This is a genomic window from Sediminibacterium salmoneum NBRC 103935 (assembly GCF_000511175.1).
Taxonomy (GTDB): Bacteria; Bacteroidota; Bacteroidia; order Chitinophagales; family Chitinophagaceae; genus Sediminibacterium; species Sediminibacterium salmoneum.
The window spans coordinates 2,125,743-2,150,144 of the sequence record NZ_KI866530.1; the positions used below are offsets into that span (position 1 = coordinate 2,125,743).

The window sequence follows — 24,402 nt, forward strand, 5'->3', positions numbered from 1 at the left end:
TTTTTAGCCGTTTTTGGTACTAATTTTACAGCATGGCGAATCTGTTACAACAACTGGACTTATTTGGGATGCCCGTGGAAACGGCTCCTCCTGCAAAGCCCAAAAAACAGCCCGTTAAAAAGACCGCCGTTCAATCTATTGAACAGAGTACAACTTCTCTCTCGGAAAATTCCATTGAGGCGAATACTGATACAACAATTGAAATTGAACCTACAGCAATTTCCAATTTTTCTTCGAGTGAAACACCTGTAGTTTTCAGCGCTCAATCTCTAGCAGATCCGGTTATCTATGCCAATGACCAAATTGTTGTAAAAGTAAAAAAGAAAAGCCGGCAAAAACGGTTAAAGTGCCTGGCAAACGAGGAAGGAAATCCTTTAAAGAAATGGATGCAGGGATAGATTTAATTGATATTCCTACTGATGAAATGCTGAAACAGAAATTGTATTATTCAATTAGTGAAGTTGCCTCCTGGTTTAAGGTAAATACTTCTTTATTAAGATATTGGGAAAATGAATTTGACATTCTCCAACCCAGAAAAACAAGAAAGGGGGATCGGTTATTCAGAGTAGAAGACATTAAAAACCTGCAACTCATATACTTGTTGCTTAGACAAAGAAAATTCTCTATTGAAGGAGCAAAAGCCTATCTGAAATCGAATAAAAATAAAATTGATACAGAGACTTTGCTGGTGCAGACTTTAGGAAATTTTAAAAAATTTCTACTTGAACTCAAAAGTTCCTTAGACCGCTGATTTATTCGTAACAACAATATCTGTTGACGCCCCTGCCATTGGAATTTTCAGTGCCTCCATTTGGGCAATAATTTGCAACATACTCTCCTGTCTAACCTGCAGAAATTCCTGCATGGGCTGTTCTGCTGATTGCAGGTACTCAATGTTTACTACATGTGCATTTTTACCTGTATCCACCAGATGAACAGAAACTCCTTCCAGTTGCTTCACGGTCAACAATTGGTGTATTGCATTAATCAGATCGGTTAGCTGGCTTGTTGTTGTTTCCAGTCCAATTTCAATTTTAATTTCCGCCTTTCTATGCGTTCTTAAAGAAATATTATCAACAATGGTATCAACCATTTGCTTATTGGGAACAGAAATATACGTTTTTTCTAAAGTGCGAATTCGGGTACTTCTCAAACCAATTTTTTCAATAGTACCTGTAAAGCCATTTACTTTAACCAGATCTCCTGTATTAAACGGCTTATCAAAGAAAATGATAAAAGAGGCAATCAGATTCTCCAGACTTTCCCTGGTTGCCAATGCCAAAGCAGCACCCACAATACTTAAACCTGTTAATAGATTACTGATGTCCTGATTAAAAGAGAATCGCAGAATCATTAAAATTCCAATGATAACCAGTATTGCCTTAAAGAAATCCTTGAAAAAAATAATCAGCTGGTTGTCTGTCATATCAGCTGTTTGATTGGCTTTCTGTTCCAATATCATAGCAATGAACTCAATAATCCGAATACACAACCAGATAAATACAAAAATCAAAACGCCGTCTGCTATTGCATCAATTACCGATTTCAGAGAGACCCTGTAAATGTTCACATTTAATACCTGCGGAAACTTCAGCTGATCCAGTGTGATAATCCCAATTAGTAAGAGTAAAAAATAATCCAGCGGCTGTACAACCAAATTTAGAAATGACTCCCTTGCTACATGCTTGCCAGCTTTGCCTACTGCCCTGAACATTAATTTCGCCAGGTATTTCGAAACCACTCTTTTGATTAATAGTATAGCCAGTATAATCAATAATACAGTAAGATAAGTTTGTATTGTATTATCCAGTACTACTTTATTGAGTATCTCTTTCATAATGAATTGGGTAATTCAAATTTTTTTAATTGTACGTCTTCTCCGTTAAACTCAGCATAGGTAAAATTTTTAATCCAGTCTCCCAGATTAATATACCTGCTATTTGAGGGAAGAGAAAAATCAATTGGATAATGACGATGACCAAAGATAAAATAGTCATAATACGATTCTTTCAAAACCGTCTTACAATAAACAATCAGCCATTCATTTTCTTCGCCCAGAAAATGGTCGTCGGAAGTTCCGGTTTTCTCTTTGCTTTTTCTGCTGAAATAATTGGCAAGTCCTATGCCAAAATCCGGATGCAATAACCTAAACAGGCGTTTACATAAGGGATTGGTAAAGACCTTCTTTAAAAATTTGTACCCATGGTCTCCGGGTCCAAGACCATCCCCATGACCTATCAGAAATTTTTTATTATTCCATACAAACTGCTGTGGCTCATGATATACTTTTATGTTCAGCTCTCTTTCAAAATACCCATCCATCCACAAATCATGATTTCCTGTAAATACAGTAATGGGGATGCCTGAATCACTCAGCTCTGCCAGTTTTCCCAGTAACCGGGTAAATCCTTTAGGCACTGCTTTTTTATATTCAAACCAGAAATCAAAAATGTCGCCTACAATAAACAGTGCTGCAGCAGTTGATTTTACAGATTCAAGAAATTGAACAACTTTTTTCTCCCGAATCAGACTGGACTCATGATCGGGTGCTCCCAGATGAAAATCTGAGAGAAAATAAATTTTCTTGTTTTTGTTAACCTCCAATATCATAATTGGCCTCTTTGTTTTAGATAGGCCAACAAGTCTGATTCTTCTATTCGTGTACCATTTTCAATGCTTCCATTGTACCAGTATACCCAGGCTTTTTCTTCATTATCGTTTAGCAAAACAGTTGTTAGTACCCTTTTATACAACGGATGCTCCCCTTCTTCTGCCTGCACACCTTCATAATCATCTAACTGAGCAAAAGCCCAGGAACATTCCGAAGCTACTTTGATGCTGTATAATTCTCCTTTAATTAATGAATCATCTTCTGAGGGTACAGCAACAGGAAAATCAGGGAGTTGATACAAATTCCCCTTAATATATGCTTCCCCAATCAGCGTGAAATATTTACTGATATAGCCATAAGCCGGATTATTAAATCCACTTCTTAAAGATCCATACACAAAAAGGTTACGACAAGTTAGTTCCATGCGGTTCCAATTTTCATTCGTCTATTAAAAAACAATATACTTCTTTAGGACCATGAACCCCTACTACCAGTGTTTTTTCAATATCGGCAGTTCTGCTGGGGCCTGTAGCTAAACTTAACACAGAAGGTAATTGATTGCCATATTTATTCGTCAGGTTCAAAAGGGCATCTTCCAGACTATATACCAGCTGAGATGTTTTTGCAATACATATATGAACAGGTGCATATACACTGGTTGTTCTGCCACTGGATGTACTGTTACTGAGAAAAATACTCCCGGTTCTTGCAACCAGTAATTCACATCCTGTAATGGAAGCATCGCAACCAGCTAAATCATTATAAGGTTTTAAAGGCACCCCGTTTATTGTTAGCATGCTTTGGATTTGCCCGTCAATGCAATAGATCTTTTCCCACTTTCTGCTCGCAAACAATTGGTTTACTTGTTCGTTCAGTTCATGCTGATTGGCACAAAATGAGAAACGACCCTGCAAACTGGTAAAATGTTCTGCAAATTCAATTTCCAGTTCTTTTTGTGAAGGCTGAAACAGTGCAGGTGTTTCGGTATGGGTTGAAAAGGGAACAGGCACTTTTGTAACAAGTGCCTGTTTTATTTTTTTTAAAATATTTTCTCTAGCTGTAGACATTAAATAGTTGTTGATTCTGCATTACCGGGATTATTTTCACCTGCTTCCACTTCCAGAATTTTTTTCTCTTCAAATGGTCGCTTCCCTATCAGGCTTTCAACATCACTCTTATGCAATACTTCTTTCTCTAATAATTCTTTAGCCAGACTTTCCACTTCAGTTCTTCGTTCTCTTAGAAGGTCTAGTGTTCTTTGATAGGCCTGGTCTATAATTCCTCTTACTTCTTCATCAATAATTTTACCGGTTTCTTCACTGTAAGGTTTAGTAAAAGTATTCTCCTGAGATGGATCATAGAAACTTACATTGCCCACTTTCTTATTCATACCATAGGCTGTAACCATGCTATAAGCTATTCTGGTAATTTGTTGTAAGTCATTGGCAGCGCCAGTTGAAATTTTTCCGAAGAATATTTCTTCTGCAGCTCTTCCGCCCAATGTCATGCAAATCTGATCCATCAACTGATCTGTATTGTATAAATACTGCTCTGTTGGGGTATACTGTGCATAACCCAATGCTGCAGTACCTCTTGGAACGATGGTGACTTTTAATAATGGGTAAGCATGTTCAAGGAACCATCCACAAACTGCGTGTCCGGCTTCGTGATAGGCAATAATTGATTTTTCGTGTGGAGCGATAATCTTGTTCTTTTTCTCCAAACCTCCGATTACACGGTCAATGGCATCCTGGAAATCACTCATATCCACCGCATCTTTCCCTTTTCGGGCTGCAATCAATGCTGCTTCATTACATACGTTTGCAATATCCGCTCCGGCAAAACCAGGTGTTTGTTCTGCAAGCTTATGCAAGTCTAAAGTTTCAGAAACCTTGATGGGTCCTAAATGCACTTTTAAAATTGCTTCACGTCCTTTTACATCTGGCTTGTCAATAGAAATCTGTCTGTCGAAACGACCAGGTCTTAACAAGGCGCTGTCTAATACATCTGGTCGGTTGGTTGCTGCCAGAATAATAATTCCTGTGTCTCCGCCAAAGCCATCCATTTCCACCAATAACTGATTCAGTGTATTTTCTCTTTCGTCATTACTCATGATGGCATTTCTTCCTCTCGCTCTACCAATTGCATCAATTTCGTCAATGAAAATAATACATGGTGCTTTTTCCCGAGCCTGTTTAAATAAGTCTCTCACCCTTGAAGCACCCACTCCCACAAACATCTCTACGAAATCTGATCCGCTTAAGCTGAAGAACGGAACCTGTGCTTCACCTGCCATGGCTTTGGCCAATAAGGTTTTACCCGTTCCCGGAGGACCCACCAGTAGTGCTCCCTTTGGAATCTTACCCCCCAGTGAAGTATATTTTTTAGGCTGTTTCAGGAAATCTACAATTTCCATCACTTCTACTTTTGCTTCATCTAATCCTGCTACATCAGCGAATGTGATGTTTACTTTTGACCCCTTGTCGAACAAGGTAGCTTTAGATTTTCCAATATTGAAAATGCCGCCGGGTCCGCCACCGCCAGGTCCGCCACCGCCCATTTTACGCATTAATAATACCCATGCACCAATAATGAATAAAAGAGATAGCATTGTATTGAAAATAGGGCCAAACCATTCAGGATCGGTTACTGCTTTCTCCTGAACCCTGGTTAACTCAGGATGAGATGCATATACTTCTTTTAAATCGTCCTTGAAATTTTTTACATCTCCGGTCAATTCAAACTCAAACAAAGGCACATTCTGAACCTTTGTCTTTTCTTTACTTAAATCCTTCTTGAATTTGGTAACATAAAAATCTTTGGAAAGGCGATCTGATTTAATATAGACTCTTACTTTCTCCTTGTTCTTTACAATATCAATCTTCTGAACATCCCCGGGAATCAACATCTGATCAATGAATTCCTGCTGACTGGTCAAAGCCAAGTCAGGCGACATACGCATAAACTGCATGGACAGCAGTATGATAGCAATGATGGCATAAATCCAGTATATCGTAAACTTCGGCCCTTTCTTTTGACCATCTCCCTTATCAGGACTTATTTTTGGTAACGGGTTATTTTGTGACATAGCTTCTTTCGTGATATATAATAATGATTGAGCCCATTTAAAAGTTTGTTAAGATCAGGACTCATGCATTTGTGAAGCGGCATCGCTCCACATTTCTTCTAATTTATAAAAGTTTCTGGCTTCCGGGTGCATTACGTGAACCACCACGTTAATATAATCTATCAATACCCATTGTGCAGCCTGCTTTCCTTCATGACGATAAGGAATTTCACCACAAAGTTTTTTTGCCTGATCTTCCACATAATCAGCAATGGCCTTTATCTGAGTTGTACTGCTTGCTTCACAAACAATAAAAAAGTCAGCCGAGGCTTCCGGTATTTTTCTAAGGTCTAAACTGATAATGTTTTCGCCTTTTTTATCCAAAATAGCCTGGATGATTTTTTTAAAAAGCTTAGAATTTTTAGTCAGTCTGGTAACTGTTTTTTTCTCGCGGGATTTCAATAGTGAAAGAGGTTCCAAATAGCTTCGGTATTTTATTAAAAAAAATTCATGTTAACTTCGTCAAAAATAGTAATTCTTTGGCAGGTTCAGGTGTTAAAACTGTGATTGGAATACCGTTTATCCACCTTTCCGAGATAAACAGTACCAACATCTATGCCATGGAACAACTTCAGGCAAAATTGGCTGAACACGGAGCCGCATTTTTTGCCGATTTGCAGACATCCGGCAAGGGACAAATGGGTAAAAAGTGGGAATCAGAGGCCGGAAAAAACCTGCTTTTGTCTGTTATTTTGAACACTTCTTCGCTTAATATGGGAGATCAGTTTGTCCTGAGTGCAGCAGTTGCGCTGGCAACCTATGATTTTTTATCTGTCTATATTAACCAGGATCTGACCATAAAATGGCCCAATGATTTATATTGGGGTGACAGAAAGGCAGGAGGTATATTGATAGAAAACCAAATTAGTGGGGGGATCTGGACGCATGCGATTGCCGGTATAGGAATAAATATCAATCAAACCCGGTTTCGGGAAACAACTGCCCGGGCTGTCTCTTTACGTCAGATTACGGGACAGCAATACCATTCTGTTGATTTGGCCAAAGAATTGTGCACTTGCATGGAAAAAAGATTCAATCAGCTAATGCATTCAAACGGCTGCAATGAAATAATCAATGACTACAATAAGGTTTTATACAAAAAAGGGGAAATAGTAAAATTGAAAACCGGAAATAGTTCTGCCAGATACACTATTCAGCAAGTAGACCGACACGGGCAGCTATATGTTTCCGGAGGAATTCCCATGCAATTCACACACGGTACAGTTGAATGGGTAATAGAAACTAAGCAGTAAACCGCTCTATCAGCAATGCTTTTTTATCCTGAGCCAGCTGAACCTGTGATTCATTGCTCATTACCAGGAGAAAATCACGCTTATCAATTCTTTTAATATGATTCAGGTTTACCAGATAACTTCTATGGGCTCTGAAAAAAGAGGCTTCCGTTTCCAGGTACTCAAACTCAGCCAGTTTTTTGGTGATGGTTAAATTTCCATGAGAAACAGTTACAATTTTTGTGTAGCTCCCCTCTGCCTGTATAAATATAATATCATCCTGCTTTACTACATAAATGGTTTCAGAGGTTTGCAAAACTACTTTTCGCTCGTTTTGCAAATTGAAATTTTCTCTTAAAACTCTGTACTGTACGGGCGAGGGAAGATTGAAATTTACTTTACGCAGAGCCCTCTTCATATGTTCCAGTCTAACTGGTTTCAAAACATAATCAACCGCAGAACTTTCAAAAGCTTTTAAAGAATACTCACTATAGGCGGTAACAAAAATTATTTTAAACCATATCTGTTGTTCATCAAAAAAATCTAACAACTCAAAGCCACTGTAACCTGGCATATCAATATCTAGAAATATTAAATCGGGTTTAAATCTATTGATTAATTTAACTGCATCAGGCACATTACCGCAGTCGGCCAACACCAATACTTCTTCAAAATGCTCATTCAGCATTCCTTTTAATGCCTTACGCGCATTGGGTTCGTCATCAACAATAATAGCTTTTATTGGATTCATATCTTCCGAAGTTAAACAATACCATGTGTATTAGAAAAGTCAATTTATAAATCAACTTTATCTACATCATATCTGGGTATAAATATATGAATTACCGTTCCGGATGGATAATTATGCTCATCAAACTGATCGGAAACATCATGTAAAATCTTTTGCTTATAAAGCCTGTTAAAGAGTTCTATTCTCTCTGCAATGGCTTTTGTAGCAAAACTCTGTGGTTTGCTCTTATTTCTTTGATTAATTAAAGCAGATTGTTTTCTTCCGATTCCATTATCATTAATATACACATCTAAGCCTTCTTCAGTCTGATTGAACTGTATAATTAATTGCTTCATACCAGCCTTGTGCATTAATCCGTGTTTTACTGCATTTTCTGCAAAGGGCTGTATAAGCATGGAAGGAATAATCAGGTCTGCAGGATCTTCCTGTAAGCTAAGTTGAATTTTATACTCAAAATTTTTATCAAACCTAGCTTTTTCCAGTTCAAGATACAGCGATAGGTTTTCTATTTCCTCCTTCAATGAATGGTGTTGCCGGTCACTGGACTGCAGTGTTTTCCGCATCAGGTCGCTGAAGTTTGCCAGCAAATTACCTACTTCGGCTTTGCGATTATCATACAGAAGACCTTGAACCGTATTGAGAACATTGTAAATAAAATGCGGATTCATCTGTGAACGAATTGCTACAAGCTGGCTTTTGAACAATCTTTCTTTGAGGCCCTGGCGCAATATTAAACGCTTAGACCAAGCCTTGAAAAAAAGATAAATGAGAAAGCCGGTTAATATCAACACCAGTAATATAAACCACCAACGCTGCCAGAAAGGATGAAGAATGGTAAATTGAAAACTCTTTAACTGGCTTTCATAAATTCCATTTTTATCGTATGCCTGAATTTTAAACTCATACTCTCCGGGAGGAAGCTGATAAAAATTAAGATTCCCTATATTATAACTTAATGTTTTCCAGCTTGTATCAATTCCAGCCAACTTATACCGATAGAGCAGGTTGGTAGGCGTTTTATACTGAATAGCATCAAAATAAAAGCTGATATTGTTTATATCGGCAGACAGTTCCTGTTTGTTTTCCAATTCAACTCCATTGGATATTGCTTTAATAAGAGGAAAATAAATGGTCTCGTTCACTGGCTTGCCTCTATAATCATTTACAACCAATCCAACCGTTGTAGCCAGAATCAGCTTATTCGGGTGAAGCGAAAAGTCATTAACAGTAAGTCCTGCCAAACCATATTCGTCTAGCAAATTCGTTATAATCCCTGTTTTTAAATCGATAATCTGAAGTGTCTCATCTGTATTTACCCAAATTTTTCCATCTTTTTCGGCAATTGATTTAATATTATTGCTTTTTAGCCCATTGCCCGTGTAAAACCGTTGAATAATTTTATCGTTTTTTATTACAAACAAACCTTCATTGGATGTTCCTGCCAATAAGAGTAAATCGCTCGTTTCAAATAAGCTTCTGGCAACAAGTTTCTGACCATTTCTTTTTCTTACAACAAAAGTGCTGTCGCTAAAACAATAACGGTATAAATCATCATAGTAAGCAATCCAGAAATATTTACCGGTCTTTGAAAGAAGTGTTTTAGTACTCCTGGCATTTCTGAATACCGGAATCCGCAATCCTTTTCTGAATATATTTTCCTTCATATAATGGCTATACAAGGGAATTCCTGTTGTATCCGGTGTGGCATCCGGATTCTTGCCTAAGGGATTATTCAATACATAGGTTCTGTTATAGGAAGCAACAATCAGATTTTTATTGGGGTCTCTGAAAACACTCTTTCCATAATCAGATTGCCTAACCGGTTTATTTACTTGAAAGTTAACAATGCCTCTGTTAGAAAACACAACTTTATCACTGGTATCATAATTTAAAAACTGAATTTCTGTTGAAATAGGAAGTTCATAATGCATTCTGCTTTCCTTCGACAAGTTAAATGCAGTAATCATACCTTTTGTATTTCCAGTTACAATTGTGTCATCATTAATAGTGGTAACTCTTGAAATATTATCAAATCCGTTACCGGCATTAATGGTATATAGTTTATTATTTAATGAAGGACAAACAAAAAGCCCATTATCCAGCGTACTGACCCAGTAATTTCCCTGATAATCTTTTACTACATCTGTTATACTTTGATTAGGAAAAACAAGGTTGGTTTTCCCTGTTTCTACATTCCACAGGTAAGCTCCTGTCTGCGTACAAATCCATTGCTCTTTTTCTGAAGTAGATGCAAAGTGAAATACCAGTACATTTTCAGGAACATTAAAAGGTTTTGTTAGTTTAAGTATCCCGTTTTTTACTGTAAATGCAGGTAGTCTTGATTTGCCAATCTGGGTTCCGTATATATACTTTCCTGAAGACATCATCCTGGTATCATTATATATAAATGAGGTTTTTGTCCAGGCAGGCTTTTTAGCCGGATAGTTAAATATCCATCCCTTGGCGCCATAGGCTACCACTTCCTCTCCATTTCTTATTAATGAAGTAATGCCCAGATACTCAGGAGAATAAATACGCTCAATGGTTTCTCCGGTATGCTTATTAATTTGATACAAATTTTCGAGAGAGGCAAACCAGATATGATCTTTGGTTGCTGTGTAATTCACAATTACCGATTCATTCTTTATTCTTTTATCCTTGAAATGATAATTCCTAAGTGTATCATTCCGCAGAGCAAACAATTCCTTATAAAAATTCATACACCATATAGTGCCCTGGTCGTCCTGTTGCAGATAACTAACCGACTGCATGCTGGTTGCATCAAATGGAATTTTTACGAATAATCTTCCGTTAAACTTGAATAATCCTTTATCGGTGGCCAGCCAGATATACCCCTTATTGTCTGCCAGCATATCATAAATAACCTGTGTAGGTAGCTGCGCGGGAAAAGTGAATTTCTGAATGTATGGAAATTGAGCCTTGAGTGTAATAGCCCCAACCAACATACCAATCAAAAGAATGAAATACCTCATCTAGCATCAATTAAAGAACAATTTAATATAAATGGTTCATTTTAAATCATTTGAGGGCTTCATGAAAGAAATAGGGGGCTTCATGAAAGAAATGGGGGGGTTCATGTAAAATCCTAAAATTGCATTAAAAAAAGGAACAACTTTACACCGTTACTGAACAGTATATTAATTTTCATTATTATTTCACGTAACATTGGGGGGGTAAGAAAGCTGCATAGTCAAATGCAGCTTTCTTCATTTTTAGCCATATCCCATATTTTGATTTTACTTTTGCTGAAATTACAGGCATGTCATCAATCAAATTAACGCAATACTCTCATGGTGCAGGTTGTGGATGCAAAATAGCACCGGCTGTATTAGACACAATTCTCCATTCAGACATATTACCAATACATTATCCTGACTTATTGGTTGGCAACTCCAGCAAAGACGATGCAGCCGTTTATGATATGGGAAATGGCATGGGATTAATAAGTACCACCGATTTCTTTATGCCCATAGTAGATGATCCTTACCAATTTGGAAGAATTGCAGCAGCCAATGCTATCAGTGATATTTATGCAATGGGAGGAAAGCCAATTATGGCAATTGCCATACTGGGGTGGCCAATTGAAAAATTAGGCCCTGAAATAGCCCGGGAAGTAATTGAAGGAGGCAGAAGCATTTGTTCAGAAGCAGGAATTCCACTCGCGGGAGGACATAGTGTAGATACAACTGAACCCATTTTCGGTTTATCTGTCAACGGTACTGTAGCAATTGATCATCTGAAAAAGAACAATACTGCTCAGGATGGAGACCTGCTATATCTGACCAAACCGCTTGGAGTGGGGATACTTTCAACCGCCCAGAAAAAAGAAGTACTAGAAGAAGAAGACTTTAACCTGCTTTTAGAACAACTAAATAAATTAAATAAAGTTGGACAACTGTTAGGCCCTATGAAATCGGTTCATGCTATGACAGATGTAACTGGTTTCGGCCTGATAGGTCATCTGATGGAAATGGCGGAAGGTAGTAATCTGGGTGTAACACTTTATTATAATCAAGTGCCCGTTATTGAAGCCAGTAAAAAATATTTAGCTAAAAGAATTGTTCCGGATGCAACCTACCGGAACTGGAATGCCTACAGCAGCCAGGTGGCATTTGAGAAAGGGGTGGATGTAATGCAGGCTTTTTCTTTATTGCCGGACCCCCAAACCAACGGAGGTCTGCTTATTGCCGTTGCCCCGGATGCCAGAAATGAATTCGAATCTCTTTTAAAGGAACAAAACCTGGGGGAATTTGCCAACCCAATAGGACAGTTTCATGCAAAAGGTGAAAAAAGAATCAACGTGTCCTAAACAAAAAACTAAAAAACCATATTCCCTTTGTTTTTAATCTGTTCATTGGTTAATTCTGCCACCAACTGAACTCCGGATAAATTACGTACCGTACTTTTTATCCAGTTGCATTTTTCGTCGTCTACCCAATCGTATTTCATCAGCCACAAAAAATCCATATGCTTGAATTCCGGAAGTAAATACTCTCCGTCGTATTGATTCTGATATAAATAATGGGTAAGCGGAGAATTATACTCTTTAAACTGATAAATAGAGAAAAAATAATTTCGATTCTTTTTGAATAACTGAATTTCCAGTTCCGGATTTAATCTGAAATCATACCCGAGACTGGCGTTTAGCTGCATACAGAACTGATAATTCTTGATAGTAGCTGTTATACCCAATAAACGGGTTTCTTCAAAGAAGTCCTCGTTTAATTCATCAACATCCAGTTTTAACTTCATAGAATAAATTAGAATTCTATTTCAACGGAAATTTCTTCTGTTCCTCTTTTATATATCAATTTTGTTTTGTCTCCCTTTTTAAATTTAGACAGCGATTGCATATAACTGTTTACATCCACAAACTTATAGTCTCCTAACTGCAACAGTACATCACCTGCTTTTAACCCAATTTTTTCAGCCAGCTTACCTGCACTCGCACCATCAATCCTCATACCGGTTCCCGTATAACCGTAATCAGGAATCACACCAAGGCTAACGGTAAAACGGGTGCTTCTACCCATTTGTTGTTCTCTTGTTTTGGTGAATTCAATTTTGCCCTTTGCATCAGTGGTTTCTACAATTTTATACACGAGCTGAACAATTTCATTGATTCCCTTATAATTGATTTTTTCCCAGTCGTCCGAAGCCTTATGGTAATCGGGATGACTTCCGGTAAAGAAAAATAATACAGGAATATCCTTTCTATAGAAACTAGCATGATCACTGGGACCTGTTCCGGCACTATCCAGTTTAAATGCAAGGTTTTTGGCAAGTTCAGGAACCATATTGCCCCATACCGGAGAAGTTCCGTATCCACCAATGGTCAATTTTCTTGCAGTATCATACCTGCCCACCATATCCATATTAATCATATAGTTGGCCTTAGTTTGAATGGTTGGATTTTCCAGCCAGTATTTACTTCCCATTAGGCCAAGTTCTTCACCGGAAAAATGCATCAGCAGGTAATTATTTTGTTTGGGGGATTGGGTCTTCCACTTTCTGGCCAGTTCAAGCAAGGCTGCGGTTCCGCTTGCATTGTCATCAGCCCCATTGTGTACTTCGTGAACGGCATCCAGTGCATTTTTATCTTCCCCATACCCTAAATGGTCATAATGCGCCCCCAACACAACGGTATTGGCTGCATTGTTATTGATATAAGCAATAATATTTCTTGCTTTTCTGACTTTATTACTCAGGGATACCTGCAATTCAATTTGCAAGCTTGCAGAGAGATCAGAGAAATATTTTTTTACAGCTGTGGGTTTTACATAGATTACAGGAATTGCTAAAGGCTGAGAAACGTCGTTTTTATTAAACTGAACATTATCCACCTGCGTTCCTGAATTGTAAATAATAAAAGCAGTTGCTTTTTTAACTGCGGCATCATTCGCCAGTTTTTTAATGGCTTCTTCTATATCGAAATGTGGATTCTGCTTGTTTTCTTCCAGCACCTCTTTCAGATCTTTGAACCAGGGCTGTCCGGGTTCTGATAATGCCAGTGCGGGCTTACCCTGGGCAGATTTTCTGGCACTGAATGCCAATGGAAAATATTCATCCTGCAGCATGAGCGCCTGTCCGTTAATTTTAAATCTGTTCTGTTCATCTAATTGTAAACCCTCATTAATTTCAAACTCCTGCACAAATCCATTGGTTCCTTTTGGTTCAATGCCCAGACTCTTATATTGTGCGGTTATGTATTCCATCGCCAGCAACTCGCCTGCAGTACCAGTCCTTCTCCCCTCAAGTTTATCATCAGCCAGATACTGCACATGCTTCTGTAAATTCGATTCGGTCAGGGTTTTTTCCTTTTCAGCAGCAACCCTTAGCTTCCGCTTACTTTGAGCTTCAGCAAAAACCGGTAAAATCAACAAAACTACCAACCACTTTTTCATAATTCAAAAACTTTATGGCACAAAAGTAAGCAGGGCAGGGTAGATAATCGCAATAGAAATGTCATCAAATGGATTCTGTTCCCAATCTCGTAACCAACTGAGCCATCAGCCTCCTACTTTTGCATTCTTGAAACAAGACAAGATTCATATTGCGTTAGTTGGGAATCCGAATAGCGGGAAAAGCTCTCTTTTTAATGCCTTTACCGGCCTTAATCAGCAGGTAGGTAATTTTCCAGGTGTAACCGTTGACAAAAAAACAGGTGTTTTTAATTTAGATGACAACCGTTCTGCTGAATTAATTGACCTCCCAGGGACCTATAGTTTGTATCCACGCAGGGCCGATGAATGGGTTTCCTATAAAGTATTAATGGGAGCCGACCCCGATATTCAACCCGACCTGATTGTTCTGGTAGCAGATGCCAGCAATTTAAAACGCAATCTCTTATTTTGCTCACAGATTATCGATTTAAAAATTCCTGTTGTCATGGCATTGACCATGAACGACCTGGCAGCAAAAAAAGACATTAAAATAGATATCGGAGGTTTGGCTGCAGATCTGGGAATACCAGTAGTAGCAGTGAATCCAAGAAAGAATAAAGGGTTGAGTGAGTTAAAAAAAGTGATTTCAAAAATTCAGCTGGATGCAGGTAATAAGTTCCGCGATTTTTTAGATACAGCTACCCTGGCTCCTTCCGCTGTTACAAAAGTAAAATCCGTATTTCCCGACTGGAGTGATTACGCCTGCATTCATCAGTTAATTAATCACCAGGAACTGCTCTCTGACGAAGAAGAAAAAAATACATTGAATCGCATCATTTCCGAAGAACAATTCAATACCACTAAAACACAGGCTGAAGAAATTATGCAGCGGTATACCCGCATCCGTCAGATAATGCAGAAAAATGTTATTGAGACAGGGCCGCTCGAGAAAAAACTTTTTACCGAGAAACTAGACAATGTATTACTGCATAAAACCTGGGGATACCTGATTTTATTGACGGTTCTGTTTTTATTATTCCAAAGTATTTTCTGGCTGGCCACTTATCCAATGGATGGAATTGAGTGGGCTTTTGCAGCAATTGCCGGCTGGCTTTCAGACAACCTTCCTGAAATCTGGTGGAGCAATCTGCTTATCAATGGCTTTGTTGCCGGTTTAAGTGGCATTCTTGTTTTTGTGCCTCAGATTATGATTCTCTTTGGATTAATTACCATTCTGGAAGACACGGGTTATATGGCCAGAATCAGTTTTCTGAGCGATAAACTCATGAGGAAGGTAGGCCTGAACGGCAAAAGCGTAATGCCCATGATCAGCAGTTTTGCCTGCGCGGTTCCAGCTATCATGGGGGCAAGAAATATTGAAAACAAAAAGGAAAGATTACTAACCATACTGGTAACCCCTTTAATGAGTTGCAGTGCAAGGCTTCCCGTTTATACTATTTTAATTGCACTGGTAATTGAAGAAAAATATTATTTCGGATTTCTGAGTTTGCAGGGTCTGGTTATGATGGGACTTTATTTACTTGGCACTGTTATGGCTTTATTGGTTAGCTATGTAATGAAATTCTTTATCCGTATTCAGGAGAAGAGTTTCTTTATTCTGGAATTACCCATGTACCGGGCACCCCGCTGGAAAAATGCAGGTATTACCATGGTAGAAAAAGCAAGAATCTTTGTTACAGATGCCGGAAAAGTAATTATGGTAATCAGTCTGCTGTTGTGGTTTTTAAGTTCCTTTGGTCCAGGCAACAGAATGGAGGAAACCAGCGCCAGATATGAAAGTCTCATTCAACAACATCCCCTTCAGGAAGACTCTTTGAAAAAACAACTGAACACTGAATTACTTGCCAATTCATATGCAGGCGTCTTAGGCAAGTCCATTGAACCGGCAATAACTCCGCTGGGTTATGATTGGAAAATTGGTATCGCTTTAATTACCTCCTTTGCTGCCAGAGAAGTTTTTGTTGGAACAATGGCCACTTTATATAGTGTGGATGAAGAAGACAACCAAAGTCTGCGCGAAAAACTACAGTCTGCAACTTATTCAAACGGTGATAAGGTTTACACACTGGCAACTGGTCTTTCCTTAATGGTATTCTATGTACTTGCCATGCAATGCATGAGTACACTGGCAGTGGTAAAAAGGGAAACAAAATCCTGGAAGTGGCCTGTTATTCAATTAACATACATGACCCTACTAGCCTATAGTATGAGCTGGATGGTTTATAACCTGTTTAACTAGTTGTTGAAATACAAGTAAACAGATGTTCCTTTATCCAAAGCGGATTCTACCTTAATGGTTCCACCTAAAATTTGAATAAAGTCTTTGGTTAAAATTAAGCCCAGACCTGAGCCTTTTTCATTACCTGTACCGGTTGTACTTTGATAATGCTCTCCATCGAACAATTTCGACTTTATTTCCTCTGTAATTCCAACCCCTGTATCGCTAACAGACATCATAACCTGATTGTCTTCCTTGTGTGCATATACTGTAATGACTCCTTCCTTGGTGAACTTATTGGCATTACTTATCAGGTTTCTCAGAATGAATCTCATGGCATTAATTTCAGATTTAATAAATAAATCTTCGTCTACCAGATTAACCATAATATTAGACTTCAGGGAAGCCATGATTTCAAAGCTCTTGAACATATTGCTGACAAGGGTTCTCATATGCACTTTTTCCTTCTCAAAACCTTGTCCGCGCATTTGCATGGATCCCCAGTCTACCAGGTTGTTCAACAGTTCTACTGTACCATCAATTTGCTTTCCGGCCATATTCATCAATTCAACGGAATCGTGTTGACTGAGTATTTTTTTGGCATTCAGTTCAATGATAGACTTTACAGCACCTATTGGATTTCTTACGTCATGTGCAATGATTGAGAGAATTCGGTTTTGCATCTCCATCTGCTGTTGCAGTTTTTCCTGTTGCTGCTCTAATTGCTTATTCAGTAAATTCTGGTCGAGCAACTTCACCACTTGACGGGCCAGTGTCTGCAAGGTATATACCTGTACTTCATTTAAAGTCCTTGGCCGGGTATCCATAACAGAAATGGTTCCCACTTTAAACCCATTGTTATTGATTAATGGAACCCCGGTATAAAATCTTATATACGGAGAATCTATAACCAGGGGATTATCGAGGAAACGTTCATCTGTTGATGTATCGGGAATCTCAAAAACTGCCGCATCTGAATTGATGGTATGACCGCAGAATGATATATCCCTGGGGAACTCTTTTGCTTCAATTCCCAGCTTTGCCTTGAACCATTGTCTTTTCTGATCTATCAGTGAAACAAGTGCAATTGGGGTATTACAAATAGTTGCTGCCAGTTGAACCACGTCATTGAACTCGTCTTCGTATGAAGTATCCAGTACTTCATACCGATACAGCTCTTTCAAACGTCTGTTATCGTCTGATGGTATTTGAGGGGGTACCATAAACAAATTGATTTGTTTGAGCGGCTCTTTCTTTTTGGGCATCAAAAGCTGGTTTGTCCGTGCTTTTAACGCTTAAAAAGTCATTTTATTGGCTTAAACATTGAAAAAATACATTAATTGTCTTCCCAGGCGGCCAATACTTCTTCCGTATGATTCTTTGTGTCTGGCTTCGCAATTATTTTGCGTATAACTCCCTGTTCATCAATCAAAAATGTAGTTCTGGTAGTTCCCATATAGGTTCTGCCCATAAACTTCTTCTCTCCCCATAAATTGTACTTATCTACAATCTTTTTTTCTTCGTCAGATATCAATGGGAAAGGCAGATCGTATTTTTCCTGAAATTTCTTATGACTTTTAACACTGTCCACACTAACCCCAACTACCTGAAATCCCTTATCAATAAGGATTTTATAATTATCCTTTAAATTACATGCCTGTGCTGTACAACCTGGTGTATCATCTTTCGGATAAAAATAAAGAATTACTTTTTTGCCTTTGAAATCAGATAGGGAAACCATATTCCCGTTTTGATCAGGAGCCTTGAATGCCGGCGCCTTACTTCCTTCTTTTAAAACTGCCATACTTTATGTAACATTTATATTTTTGAAAAGGTTTTATTTTTTCTCCACTTTAACTGCATCAGTCTTACATTTGCACAATTTATCTATACAACTACTATGCCTAAAGATCAATCAATCAAAACGGTACTCATCATAGGTTCCGGGCCTATCATTATTGGACAAGCTTGTGAATTTGACTATTCGGGCTCTCAGGCAGCCAGAAGTCTCCGTGAAGAGGGCATAAAAGTAATACTTATTAACAGTAATCCTGCTACCATTATGACCGACCCCATGATGGCAGATAAGGTTTACCTGTTACCATTAACAGTTGAAAGCATTGAACAGATACTGGCTGAAAATAATATAGATGCTGTTTTGCCTACCATGGGAGGTCAGACAGCGCTTAACTTATGTAAAGAAGCCGACGAACTGGGCATCTGGGAAAAATACAACTGCCGTTTGATTGGGGTGGATGTGGCTGCTATTGATACTGCTGAAGACAGAGAGCAATTCAGACAACTGATGGTGAAAATTGGCATGGCAGTAGCACCCAGCCGCGTAGCGAACAGCTTTTTGGAAGGAAAGGAATTTGCTCAGGAAATTGGTTTCCCGCTTGTGATTCGTCCATCATTCACCCTGGGTGGTACAGGTGGCGGTTTTGTTCATAGCAAAGATGATCTGGATGCAGCATTGGAAAAAGGATTGAAAGCATCGCCCATTCATGAAGTATTGGTAGAAAAAGCAGTGCTGGGCTGGAAAGAATATGAATTGGAATTATTAAGAGACTCCAATGACAACGTAGTTATCATTTGTACGGTTGAAAACCTGGATCCGATGGGGGTTCATACAGGTGACTCTATAACAGTTGCTCCTGCTATGACTCTTAGCGATACTGCATTCCAGGAAATGAGAAATAAAGCCATCCTGATGATGCGCTCTCTTGGCAATTTTGCCGGGGGATGTAATGTTCAGTTTGCCTTAAACCCGGCAACTGAGGAATTAATAGCGGTTGAAATCAACCCAAGAGTAAGCCGTTCTTCTGCGCTGGCTTCCAAAGCAACCGGATACCCAATTGCCAAGATTGCGGCAAAACTGGCTATCGGATACTCCCTTGACGAATTAAAGAATCAGATTACCAAAACAACATCTGCCTATTTTGAACCGGCACTGGATTATGTAATTGTAAAAGTTCCCCGCTGGAATTTCGACAAATTCAAAGGCGCAAATGATACCCTGGGTCTTCAGATGAAAAGTGTTGGTGAAGTAATGGCCATTGGCAGAAGTTTCCCTGAAGCTTTGCAAAAAGCCTGTCAGAGCCTGGAAAACGAAGCAGTAGGTTTGGGTTATTATGGTAAAAGTCTTATGAAGAGCGAGGAACTGGTAGAATATATTAAAACCCCGAAATGGGACAGGATTTTCAGAATCAAGGACGCATTAATGCAGGGCTCTACCGTAAAATCCATTGCTCAGGCAACTGGTATTGACCGCTGGTTCCTGTTTCAGATTCAGGAAATCTGCAATTTAGAAAAAGCCATTGCTGCCCATACTTTAGATAGTTTGCCCGCAGATTTGTTGAAAGAAGCCAAAAAAATGGGCTTCGGAGATCTTCAGATTGCCAGAATACTTAACGGAAATTGTCATGAAGATGAAGTGTACGAAAAGAGAAAACAACTGGGTATTACACGCGTTTATAAGATGGTAGACACTTGTGCAGCAGAATTTGAAGCACAAACCCCTTATTTCTACAGCACTTTTGAAGGGTAGAACCCTGCTTGTTTGCTTAAAAATTTATACCACCTGGTTGGTAGTATTACTGCCATTGAATGGCATTAACTTTGTATATACTATCTATTAATTTTTAAGCAATTCATGAGCAAGGCTTCTAAACAGGTTTTTCAAACCAATAATCCAAGCAGATGGCAACGATTCAAGTGGTCGTTCCGTATTTTGCTGTTCTTATTGGTGATTGCCCTGATTGCAATTATTATAGCGCTTAGAACTGCTTATGTACCTACTGTACCTATTTTACAGAGTAGTGTTTTCAAACAAATTTTAGTAGATGACTATAGCCCTGATTCTTTAGCCAAAGAGTACCAGGGTTTCAGGAAATTCATAGACGATAAATGGGCTGCAGGTAATGGATGCGGCCAGAACGATAGTGCTATACGCCTTTCTAATTCAAAATACTTCAGCGACTCATTAGGCATTCGGGCTGCATTTTATGTAGACTGGGACCCACAGGCTTATTTCTCACTAAGAAGAAATATTCAAAAATTAAACCTTGTTTTACCAGAATGGCTGTTTTTTGACCCCAAGGGCGATTCCATGGTTATTCGAAAAGAAAAAAGGGGATACGACCTTATTAAGAACACCAAAGGACTAAGGGTTATGCCCATGCTTACCAATAATGTCAATGGTAAGTGGGACGGAGAAGTGGTACGCAGAATCATTAATGACCCGGTTAAAAGTGAAAAGCTGATTAATGATTTATACAAATGGATAAAATCAGAAGGCTTCACGGGTATCAATATAGATTTTGAAGCACTGGTTGAAAAAGACAATCGTATTTTAACCAGCTTCTTAAAAAAACTAACTGCCAGGTTCCATCAGGGTGGATTGCTTACCTCTATTGATGTGATGCCTTTTAACGAAGATTATAATTATGCAGCACTGGCAGAAAATACGGATTATATTTTCTTAATGGCATACGACCAGTTTACATCCAGTACAAAGCCAGGCCCTATCAGTGGTCAAAAATGGATTGAAGCTGCCGTAGACCAGATGGTGAAAAAAGTACCCATACCCAAACTGGTTCTGTGTATTGCAGGATTTGGTTACGATTGGCCAAAGGGAGGTGAAGGGTCTGATGTTACTTATCAGCAGGCTTTGAGTATTGCAAAAGAAAATGGCAGTAAGATTACTTATGATAATGACTCCTATAATCTTTACTTTACTTATAAAGATAAAGTGGGTCATGAAAGGGAGGTTCATTTTACAGATGCTGCCACCAATTTCAACTCCCTTAGATTTTCTACAGAATATGGTTTTGCGGGAACCGCTTTATGGAGAATGGGAAGCGAAGACAGCCGTTTGTGGGACTTCTATCATTTACCAATGAACAAAGCCTCCGTTCAAAAATTCAATTTTGAGGAATTTACAAAAGTTGAAACCAGTAATGATGTTGACTTTATGGGTGAAGGGGAAATACTGGATGTGATATCCACCCCAACTCCCGGACATATACGAACAGAATTAGATACAGCATGGATGCTGATATCCGAAGAGTTTTACGACACTTTGCCTTCCATGTTTGTGGTTAAACAATTTGGGAAATCAACAGAGAAGAAAATGGTTTTAACCTTTGATGATGGTCCGCATCCTGTTTATACCAGACAAATCTTAGACATTCTGGACAAGTATAATGTAGTGGCAAATTTTTTCATTGTTGGAATTGAGGCAGAGAAAAATATACCACTGATAAAAAGAATTTATAATTCAGGACACGAAATAAGCAACCACACTTTTACGCATCCGAATATGGCCACTGTTAGCAAACAAAGAGCCTATCTGGAAATGGATGCCACCAAACTCTTAATTGAAGCCATTACAGGAAGAAGTACCATTATGTTCAGGGCTCCGTTTAACGCTGATAGTCGTCCTGAAACCATGGAGGAATTAGTGCCGGTAGCTTTAAGCAGAACCAAGAACTATCTTACTATCGGAGAAAATATTGATCCTCTTGACTGGCAAATTGACGAGGATAAAAACTTTAATGGAGATAGTATTTTTAATAGAGTAGTTAGAATGAAAGACCGCGGCAATATTATTTTATTGCACGATGCAGGAGGAGACAGAAGCGCAACTGTAGACGCATTGCCGAAAATTATAGAGTACTTTCATAAAGAGGGTTACCAATTTACAACGGTTGCAGATTTAATGGGTAAAACTCGTGATGATGTAATGCCCCCTGTACCGAACTACAAAGAAAATTATCTGCTAAGATTTAATTATTTACTGGCCGAAGCAGGATATTATCTGGGTAAATTCTTTAACGCAACATTCATTTTATTTCTGGTGCTGGGAAGCATCCGATTATTAGCTGTATTGATTCTTGCCATAAAAGCAAGAAAAAAAGAAAAAGGAAAAGAACTGATGCCGTTGAAAAATAATCCGCTGGTGTCCATTATTGTACCTGCTTATAATGAGGAAGTAAATGCGGTAAGTTCCTTACAGAATTTATTGAAATGTACTTATCCTAATTTCAATATTATTTTCATTGATGACGGAAGTACGGATCAGACGCTTTCCGTAGTTAAACAATCGTTCAATGAGCACCCACAGGTTACCATATTACACAAATCCAATGGGGGGAAAGCTTCTGCACTGAATTTTGGTATCGGTCACACCAATGCACCCATACTTGTTTGTATTGATGCTGACACAAAATTAAAAACAGATGCAGTTGAGAAACTGGTGATGCATTTTAATGATGAAGAGGTAGGTGCCGTTGCCGGAAATGTAAAGGTTGGCAATGAAATTAACCTGATAACCCGCTGGCAAAGTATTGAATATACCACCAGTCAAAACATGGATAGAAAAGCATTTAGTCTTCTCAATGCCATTACGGTGGTACCGGGAGCAATTGGTGCTTTCAGAAAAACGGCAGTTTTGGAAGCGGGGGGCTTTACTCCGGACACGCTGGCTGAAGATTGCGATTTAACTGTTCGCATTTTGCGTGAGGGATATACCATAGCAAATGAAAACAGAGCTATTGCACTAACTGAGGCACCAGAAACAGTGAAGCAGTTTTTAAAACAAAGATTCAGATGGACTTTTGGTGTGTTGCAGACATTCTGGAAAAACAGGGATGCAATATTTAATGCCTCATTTAAGAATCTGGGTTTTATTGCCTTACCTGATATTCTTCTTTTTAAATACATTATTCCATTGTTTTCTCCTTTTGCAGACTTATTAATGATTCTGGGATTATTAACAGGAAGCGCAGGAGAAATAGGTCTTTATTACAGTATCTTTCTGGCTGTTGACATAATTCTGGCAGCTTTTGCTTTTTCGGGAGAAAAAGAGCCATATTGGAAGCTGATCTGGCTGATTCCGCAAAGAATTATTTACCGCTGGCTTCTTCTATGGATATTACTTAAAACCATGCGAAAAGCGGTAAAGGGAGAACTTCAGCACTGGGGTGTACTTAAAAGAACAGGAAATGTACAGGAAGCCATATAAAAAAGTGTTTACTTTGCAACTTTCCAGCAAAAATCAATAGTATGAAACTAAAAGATATTCAGGTACTCAATGAAAAGGAAACCCGAGGTGGATTTGGGGAAGGTATTCATGAAATTGGCAAAGAAAATCCAAATGTGGTAGTATTAACTGCAGACCTTGCCGGTTCTTTGAAATTGGGCCCTTTTATCAAGGATTTTCCAGATCGTTTTGTACAGGTTGGTATTGCAGAAGCCAATATGATTGGTATTGCGGCGGGTATGACCATTGGAGGTAAAATACCCTACACTACCACTTTTGCTAATTTCAGTACCGGAAGAGTATACGATCAGATCAGGCAAAGTGTTGCTTATAGTGAGAAAAACGTAAAAATCTGTGCTTCTCACGCCGGACTTACTTTGGGCGAAGACGGGGCAACGCACCAGATCCTGGAAGATATTGGATTAATGAAAATGCTTCCTGGCATGACGGTTATTGTGCCTTGCGACTTTAATCAGACAAAAGCTGCCACCAAGGCAATTGCTTCATACAATGGACCCGTTTATCTGCGGTTTGGCAGACCCAAGTGGCCCAATTTTACCAAAGAAGATGGCAGTGATTTTATTATAGGTAAGGCACAGCAGCTAAGTGAGGGTAGCGATATCTCCATTTTTGCCTGCGGACATATGGTTTGGAAAGCCATTGAGGCCGGAAGAATCCTTGAGGAAAAAGGAATTAGTGTTGAGGTAATCAATATTCACACTATTAAACCTTTGGATACAGAAGCAGTGCTGGCTTCCATTAAAAAAACAAAGTGTGCTGTTACTGTTGAGGAGCACAACATAATTGGTGGTTTAGGTGATTCAATTGCTCAGGTTGCCGCAAAAAATTTCCCTGTTCCAATAGAAATGATTGGAACCAATGATACGTTTGGTGAAAGTGGTAAACCCACCGAATTATTAACCAAATATGGTTTAGATACCCCCAATATTATTGCAGCGGCAGAAAAAGTAATTTCCAGAAAATAGACTCTCTAAA

The 24,402-nt window shown here is 38.7% G+C and carries 20 protein-coding genes; 8 read left to right on the top strand and 12 right to left on the bottom strand.

Annotation, left to right across the window (positions count from 1 at the left end; translation table 11 throughout):
* Positions 1–32 precede the first annotated feature (32 nt).
* Positions 33–398 carry a hypothetical protein gene (locus tag P767_RS0109910; RefSeq protein ID WP_026764376.1) on the top strand — a complete coding sequence of 122 codons (366 nt, stop codon included), beginning with the start codon at positions 33–35 and terminating at the stop codon, positions 396–398.
* Positions 347–751 (top strand): MerR family transcriptional regulator, encoded by a 405-nt coding sequence (locus P767_RS0109915; RefSeq protein ID WP_245586876.1) that lies wholly within the window; start codon positions 347–349, stop codon positions 749–751. Before P767_RS0109910 ends, P767_RS0109915 begins: the two co-directional genes overlap by 52 nt.
* On the opposite strand, the gene P767_RS0109920 is transcribed toward P767_RS0109915, so the two are convergent.
* From P767_RS0109920 to rsfS, 6 genes are read right to left on the bottom strand one after another with little or no spacing between them, the layout of a single operon-like run.
* The gene (locus P767_RS0109920) at positions 740–1,837 is read right to left on the bottom strand and encodes a mechanosensitive ion channel family protein (RefSeq protein ID WP_026764377.1); all 1,098 of its coding nucleotides are present in this window, start codon (positions 1,835–1,837) and stop codon (positions 740–742) included. The genes P767_RS0109915 and P767_RS0109920 overlap by 12 nt on opposite strands.
* Positions 1,834–2,610, bottom strand: coding sequence for a UDP-2,3-diacylglucosamine diphosphatase (locus tag P767_RS0109925; RefSeq protein WP_216593231.1), 777 nt, complete (start codon positions 2,608–2,610; stop codon positions 1,834–1,836). The genes P767_RS0109920 and P767_RS0109925 overlap by 4 nt, the downstream gene beginning before the upstream one ends.
* Positions 2,607–3,035, bottom strand: coding sequence for a gamma-glutamylcyclotransferase family protein (locus tag P767_RS0109930; protein ID WP_026764379.1), 429 nt, complete (start codon positions 3,033–3,035; stop codon positions 2,607–2,609). The genes P767_RS0109925 and P767_RS0109930 overlap by 4 nt, the downstream gene beginning before the upstream one ends.
* Before the next feature lie 13 nt (positions 3,036–3,048).
* Entirely contained in the window at positions 3,049–3,678 is a 630-nt protein-coding gene (locus P767_RS0109935) for a LutC/YkgG family protein (protein WP_026764380.1), read from the bottom strand.
* Positions 3,678–5,699 (bottom strand): ATP-dependent zinc metalloprotease FtsH, encoded by a 2,022-nt coding sequence (ftsH, locus tag P767_RS16680; protein WP_051417278.1) that lies wholly within the window; start codon positions 5,697–5,699, stop codon positions 3,678–3,680. The genes P767_RS0109935 and ftsH overlap by 1 nt, the downstream gene beginning before the upstream one ends.
* Before the next feature lie 54 nt (positions 5,700–5,753).
* Entirely contained in the window at positions 5,754–6,158 is a 405-nt protein-coding gene (gene rsfS, locus P767_RS0109945; protein ID WP_026764381.1) for a ribosome silencing factor, read from the bottom strand.
* An 83-nt stretch (positions 6,159–6,241) separates the two neighbouring features.
* Here rsfS and P767_RS16685 point away from each other — a divergent pair, with 83 nt between their 5' ends.
* Positions 6,242–6,991 carry a biotin--[acetyl-CoA-carboxylase] ligase gene (locus P767_RS16685; RefSeq protein WP_037352620.1) on the top strand — a complete coding sequence of 250 codons (750 nt, stop codon included), beginning with the start codon at positions 6,242–6,244 and terminating at the stop codon, positions 6,989–6,991.
* On the opposite strand, the gene P767_RS0109955 is transcribed toward P767_RS16685, so the two are convergent.
* Together P767_RS0109955 and P767_RS0109960 are read right to left on the bottom strand one after the other, a co-directional pair.
* Entirely contained in the window at positions 6,981–7,721 is a 741-nt protein-coding gene (locus tag P767_RS0109955) for a LytR/AlgR family response regulator transcription factor (protein ID WP_051417280.1), read from the bottom strand. The two genes, P767_RS16685 and P767_RS0109955, sit on opposite strands and share 11 nt — an antisense overlap.
* A gap of 44 nt (positions 7,722–7,765) precedes the next feature.
* Positions 7,766–10,714 (bottom strand): sensor histidine kinase, encoded by a 2,949-nt coding sequence (locus P767_RS0109960; protein ID WP_026764383.1) that lies wholly within the window; start codon positions 10,712–10,714, stop codon positions 7,766–7,768.
* A gap of 287 nt (positions 10,715–11,001) precedes the next feature.
* Here P767_RS0109960 and selD point away from each other — a divergent pair, with 287 nt between their 5' ends.
* Positions 11,002–12,051, top strand: coding sequence for a selenide, water dikinase SelD (selD, locus tag P767_RS0109970; RefSeq protein WP_026764384.1), 1,050 nt, complete (start codon positions 11,002–11,004; stop codon positions 12,049–12,051).
* 8 nt (positions 12,052–12,059) lie between these two features.
* Here the strand turns inward: selD and P767_RS0109975 are convergent, their stop codons facing one another.
* Both P767_RS0109975 and P767_RS17685 read right to left on the bottom strand, forming a co-directional pair.
* Positions 12,060–12,494, bottom strand: a complete 435-nt coding sequence (locus P767_RS0109975) for an IPExxxVDY family protein (protein ID WP_026764385.1) — start codon at positions 12,492–12,494, stop codon at positions 12,060–12,062.
* A gap of 8 nt (positions 12,495–12,502) precedes the next feature.
* Positions 12,503–14,146 (bottom strand): M20/M25/M40 family metallo-hydrolase, encoded by a 1,644-nt coding sequence (locus tag P767_RS17685; RefSeq protein WP_051417281.1) that lies wholly within the window; start codon positions 14,144–14,146, stop codon positions 12,503–12,505.
* Between the two features lie 127 nt (positions 14,147–14,273).
* On the opposite strand from P767_RS17685, the gene feoB reads away from it, so the two are divergent.
* Positions 14,274–16,385 (top strand): ferrous iron transport protein B, encoded by a 2,112-nt coding sequence (feoB, locus tag P767_RS0109985; protein WP_026764386.1) that lies wholly within the window; start codon positions 14,274–14,276, stop codon positions 16,383–16,385.
* On the opposite strand, the gene P767_RS0109990 is transcribed toward feoB, so the two are convergent.
* Together P767_RS0109990 and bcp are read right to left on the bottom strand one after the other, a co-directional pair.
* Complete coding sequence (locus P767_RS0109990; RefSeq protein ID WP_172637535.1) at positions 16,382–17,587, bottom strand: GAF domain-containing sensor histidine kinase; 1,206 nt, start codon at positions 17,585–17,587, stop codon at positions 16,382–16,384. The genes feoB and P767_RS0109990 overlap by 4 nt on opposite strands.
* Positions 17,588–17,700: 113 nt before the next feature.
* Positions 17,701–18,168, bottom strand: coding sequence for a thioredoxin-dependent thiol peroxidase (bcp, locus tag P767_RS0109995; RefSeq protein ID WP_026750840.1), 468 nt, complete (start codon positions 18,166–18,168; stop codon positions 17,701–17,703).
* Positions 18,169–18,264: 96 nt separating this feature from the next.
* Between bcp and carB the strand changes: the two genes are divergently transcribed.
* The 3 genes from carB to P767_RS0110010 all read left to right on the top strand — a co-directional run bounded on the left by carB (position 18,265) and on the right by P767_RS0110010 (position 24,392).
* A complete protein-coding gene (gene carB / locus P767_RS16695; RefSeq protein WP_084799907.1) occupies positions 18,265–19,911 on the top strand; it encodes a carbamoyl-phosphate synthase large subunit in 1,647 nt (548 codons plus the stop codon).
* 105 nt (positions 19,912–20,016) lie between these two features.
* Complete coding sequence (locus tag P767_RS0110005; protein WP_026764388.1) at positions 20,017–23,388, top strand: glycosyltransferase; 3,372 nt, start codon at positions 20,017–20,019, stop codon at positions 23,386–23,388.
* Between the two features lie 41 nt (positions 23,389–23,429).
* Positions 23,430–24,392: a transketolase family protein gene (locus P767_RS0110010; protein ID WP_026764389.1), complete on the top strand. Its 963-nt coding sequence runs from the start codon at positions 23,430–23,432 to the stop codon at positions 24,390–24,392.
* Positions 24,393–24,402: the final 10 nt, after the last annotated feature.

Coding starts and splice junctions, on each gene's coding strand:
- P767_RS0109910 (WP_026764376.1), top strand. CDS start 33: ATGGCGAATCTGTTACAACAACTGGACTTATTTGGGATGCCCGTGGAA.
- P767_RS0109920 (WP_026764377.1), bottom strand. CDS start 1,837: ATGAAAGAGATACTCAATAAAGTAGTACTGGATAATACAATACAAACT.
- P767_RS0109925 (WP_216593231.1), bottom strand. CDS start 2,610: ATGATATTGGAGGTTAACAAAAACAAGAAAATTTATTTTCTCTCAGAT.
- P767_RS0109930 (WP_026764379.1), bottom strand. CDS start 3,035: ATGGAACTAACTTGTCGTAACCTTTTTGTGTATGGATCTTTAAGAAGT.
- P767_RS0109935 (WP_026764380.1), bottom strand. CDS start 3,678: ATGTCTACAGCTAGAGAAAATATTTTAAAAAAAATAAAACAGGCACTT.
- ftsH (WP_051417278.1), bottom strand. CDS start 5,699: ATGTCACAAAATAACCCGTTACCAAAAATAAGTCCTGATAAGGGAGAT.
- P767_RS0109955 (WP_051417280.1), bottom strand. CDS start 7,721: ATGAATCCAATAAAAGCTATTATTGTTGATGACGAACCCAATGCGCGT.
- P767_RS0109960 (WP_026764383.1), bottom strand. CDS start 10,714: ATGAGGTATTTCATTCTTTTGATTGGTATGTTGGTTGGGGCTATTACA.
- selD (WP_026764384.1), top strand. CDS start 11,002: ATGTCATCAATCAAATTAACGCAATACTCTCATGGTGCAGGTTGTGGA.
- P767_RS0109975 (WP_026764385.1), bottom strand. CDS start 12,494: ATGAAGTTAAAACTGGATGTTGATGAATTAAACGAGGACTTCTTTGAA.
- P767_RS17685 (WP_051417281.1), bottom strand. CDS start 14,146: ATGAAAAAGTGGTTGGTAGTTTTGTTGATTTTACCGGTTTTTGCTGAA.
- P767_RS0109990 (WP_172637535.1), bottom strand. CDS start 17,587: ATGGTACCCCCTCAAATACCATCAGACGATAACAGACGTTTGAAAGAG.
- bcp (WP_026750840.1), bottom strand. CDS start 18,168: ATGGCAGTTTTAAAAGAAGGAAGTAAGGCGCCGGCATTCAAGGCTCCT.
- carB (WP_084799907.1), top strand. CDS start 18,265: ATGCCTAAAGATCAATCAATCAAAACGGTACTCATCATAGGTTCCGGG.
- P767_RS0110005 (WP_026764388.1), top strand. CDS start 20,017: ATGAGCAAGGCTTCTAAACAGGTTTTTCAAACCAATAATCCAAGCAGA.
- P767_RS0110010 (WP_026764389.1), top strand. CDS start 23,430: ATGAAACTAAAAGATATTCAGGTACTCAATGAAAAGGAAACCCGAGGT.